We start from the raw sequence: 223 nt of genomic DNA on the forward strand, positions 1-223 counted from the left end.
CAGGGTCATCGCCTCGATCTGGTCATGGGTGACATAGACGAAGGTGGTGCCCATGCGCTGATGCAGCCGCTTGATCTCGGTGCGCATGTCGACGCGCAGCTTGGCATCGAGATTGGAGAGCGGCTCGTCGAACAGGAAGACCTGCGGATTGCGCACCAGCGCTCTCCCCATGGCGACACGCTGGCGCTGGCCGCCGGACAGCTGGCTCGGCTTGCGGTCGAGC

General features: G+C 65.0%; 1 protein-coding gene. It reads right to left on the reverse strand.

Annotated features, from left to right (window positions below; genetic code table 11):
• On the reverse strand, window positions 1–223 hold a 223-nt coding region (locus tag MOV76_RS39715; RefSeq protein WP_247266653.1), incomplete at both ends, for an ATP-binding cassette domain-containing protein.

The organism is Rhizobium sp. PRIMUS64 (genome assembly GCF_023006465.1).
Lineage (GTDB): Bacteria > Pseudomonadota > Alphaproteobacteria > Rhizobiales > Rhizobiaceae > Rhizobium > Rhizobium leguminosarum.